Genomic DNA, 3,320 nt, shown 5'->3' on the forward strand with positions numbered 1-3,320 from the left:
CGAATCACTCTTAAATGCTTTGTTATATGCGTGCTACGGTGATTACATTGAGCAGTTATGTTTTACACGAGCATATGCTTCAGCTAACCCATTATTGTACGCGGTAACTTCTGTAAAACTACGATTGGCATGACTATAAGCTACAAGCTTTATAGCATCTTCTTTTAGCAAGATTCGTTCAATATAAGGGTCGACTTTTAAAGAGACACCTGTGTGTCCTATGGATTTAGATTGATAACGCTTTCCTTCAGAATATGGGAAAGAAACCGTAACTGTTATATCTTCATTGTCTGCTGCATATATATTTTTCTCATTGTTAAAGCTCGCATAAACGTTATTTGAAATGCAGCTCAATCGTAGCCCTGTCCAGTGATTTTCGGCGATTTTGTGCGACCCTGTAATGGAGGATTTATAATCTCTAACTGGCATCGCTTTAGGCGCATCTCCACCAGAACTTTTCCAATACGTTGAAGAGAAACCATCATTTACTTCAGAGTTACCGTGGTAACGAATTCCTCTTGATGCATTCACAACTTCAGGGTTAACAACTTTATTAATTTTATTCCCTTTAAATTGAATAACACCAACATCAGACAAGGTGTACTTCTGATCAAAAAGTAACTGACCGTCATCAGAATAGATATATCCAAGGTAGTAGTATTCTGAATTATTGTATGATGGCTTGGCTTCAACATCTTTGAAGGTAATGATTTCACCTTCTTTCAGCTCGCTCCGTATCCCTTTAAAGGAAGCTTCTTTCCAAATTTTATGTTGTGTCCCCTCTAGTTCTTTACTCAAATCAATTAACGGAGTAGTTGCCTGTGCAGAACTCGGAACGGATGTAGATTGACAACCAGTTAATAAAATCAAAGCAGTCGTTGAAGAAATTAGACTAAATTTCATAAAATAAACCCTATAGCATTCTTTATATGTAGTTTACTACACCGCAATATCGATGAGAATATGAGAAAGCACATAACGCCGCATTAAGGTGTGAACAACGCGACCACGAAACTCAACCTTACCGCCGTAAACACTGAACTCAACGATGGAATTAAAAATGCCAAGCGTTGAGAATCACTCTTAAATGCTTTGTTATACGAACATTTCATCGTACACACTGATAGATCTTAATGCGCCGCTTAAGTCATTTTTTCCATTAAACTCATGCCTAACGGCAATAACGTCACAACCACTAGATTTACCTGCGCTAATGCCTGCTGTTGAATCTTCGAACACTATTGTATGTTCAGGTGATACATCTAAATTTGCGAGTGCAAGATTATAAGCTTCAGGATCAGGTTTATGCTTGGTTACATGCTCTTGGGTAATAACAAGATCAAAAGCTGTTTCTAACTGCAATGAAGTCAAAATATTTTCAACCATCCATGTTGCTGCCGAGCTGACAACACCACATTTTTTCCCTGCTTTTTTCAAGTGTTCAATATACGCTTTAGCTCCTGCATTCAACTCAAGTTCGTCGTTTAACATCAGTTCGTAGTGAGCTCGAAAATAACGATTAAACTCGCCTAGATCTGGTGAAATGCCCGCATGAGTAAAAAAGTGACCAGTCACAACCTGCCAACTTTCACCCATAACGTCTTTATATATATTGTGATCAACTTGAGCGCCGTAATCTGCACAAGCCAATGCTAGAGCTTTACCCTTTAATGGCTCTGAATTTACTAACGTTCCGTCCATATCGAACAGATAAACTTCATAATCTTTCAATTTGTTCTCCATGTTAAATTTTGCGAGTTCGTATAACGCCGCATTAAGGTGTGAGCGGCGCTTGGCTATACTTGAGCAAAGCGAAACTGCCAAGCGTTGCGAATCACTCTTAAATGCTTTGTTATAACACCGCTAGCTAGGGTTAATTTCCGACAGCCATGAACTGATAGTTTTGAGCAAGTTTTGTGGTGTACGCCCCATTCTATCTATTTGAATCTCCCTTTCTTCCAACATTTGCTTTCGTGTATCTTCGTCAGCTAAATCGAAGCGTACAAGCTTGTTAACATATTGAAGAGAATAATATGATGCTGAAGAGTCAATTTCGTCTAACCTAGCAGCTTCGATTATATGGCTAGAGTTTAATTTTCCATTTACCACTTTTAAGCAATTGGGTTGACAGGCTTTTAGGTAACACACCATAGAAATCATATACTGATAATTTTCAAGGTAGCGTTGGCTACCCAACATATTATTTATGATAGAGAAATAAGATAGCATACGCTCGATTTCTCTGAATGATGGTTGATAAAACTTGACGATATCATTTAGAACAGAGACTGACTCAGTGTTTACTATAACCTCATTTTCCTCTTTCATTCCAGAAAGAGCATTTTGCAAAAATTGATAACCATTATCGTTGTATTCATCCGAAGCGCGAGGCATCGTTAACCAGACATTGATAAACTTGTGAAGATAGTTTGTAGGGTTGATTCCTTGACCATACTTGGACTTAATTGACTCTTCTAATTGCTCTCTATTAGTAACTAGAAGGAAGGTTATACCTTTAACAGAGAACAAGTGCTTCACTTGTTCGAGTAACTCTAAAGCGAAATCAGGCTTACAGCGATCAAGTTCGTCAATAATAAATACGATCGGCTTACCACCATTAACTTCATTAGCAAAATTTGACAGATAACTCCTAAACTCTTTCAGAGCCAGCTTGTCTTTTTCTGCGTGTTCAAATCTTTCTTTTATCAAGTCATCGACTTGATCAGCAACCAAGTTCGATAGTTCTTTCTCTGCCACATCAACAGCACTACCATCAACAATGCCTGCTGTGCCTACTTTGACAGACACTTTCAAAGCCCCTCTTACAAGAGACTTTGCTGCCTTGGCTGCTTTATCTTTAAATTTGGTCTTCGTTTCTTCGTCTTCGACTGTGATGAGTTGGTAAATTTCAGATGCCAACGTTAAAAAAGGGTCCTTCTGATAATCATTTTCAAAAGCGTCAAAATAAATAGATTTTATCTCTGGTTCTCTGTGATTCTCGAGGTAACCACGCCACATTTTTATAAATGTGCTTTTACCCTCTCCCCAGCCAGAGTCTAATGCTATAACAGGGCTTCCACCTGAATTTTCAACAAGGTTAGCAAGCCTTTCACCAAAACCTTTTCGTTTGAAAATATCTATATCAGGACTAAATCCACAATCACTAGAAATTTGAAGTTCAGGTACAACTATTTTCACACTAAATCCTTATATTAATATTTTTGATGGAGCCTATTAAGGTGTTATAACGCCCTGTTAAGGTGTGAGCAACGCAATACCGATGCTCCCGCATGCCACCTTAATCACTAGACGCAACGCAT

Annotated in this window: 3 protein-coding genes; all 3 read right to left on the reverse strand. The window is 38.3% G+C overall.

What is annotated here, in order from left to right; translation table 11 throughout:
• Positions 1-42 precede the first annotated feature (42 nt).
• The 3 genes from VHA02S_RS24415 to VHA02S_RS24425 all read right to left on the reverse strand — a co-directional run bounded on the left by VHA02S_RS24415 (position 43) and on the right by VHA02S_RS24425 (position 3,198).
• Positions 43-903, reverse strand: a complete 861-nt coding sequence (locus VHA02S_RS24415; RefSeq protein WP_038899637.1) for a hypothetical protein — start codon at positions 901-903, stop codon at positions 43-45.
• Between the two features lie 192 nt (positions 904-1,095).
• Positions 1,096-1,743: an HAD family hydrolase gene (locus VHA02S_RS24420; protein ID WP_010448839.1), complete on the reverse strand. Its 648-nt coding sequence runs from the start codon at positions 1,741-1,743 to the stop codon at positions 1,096-1,098.
• A gap of 120 nt (positions 1,744-1,863) precedes the next feature.
• The gene (locus VHA02S_RS24425; protein ID WP_038899636.1) at positions 1,864-3,198 is read right to left on the reverse strand and encodes a KAP family P-loop NTPase fold protein; all 1,335 of its coding nucleotides are present in this window, start codon (positions 3,196-3,198) and stop codon (positions 1,864-1,866) included.
• Between the last annotated feature and the right edge of the window lie 122 nt (positions 3,199-3,320).

The organism is Vibrio harveyi NBRC 15634 = ATCC 14126 = KCTC 12724 (genome assembly GCF_001591145.1).
Taxonomy (GTDB): domain Bacteria; phylum Pseudomonadota; class Gammaproteobacteria; order Enterobacterales; family Vibrionaceae; genus Vibrio; species Vibrio harveyi.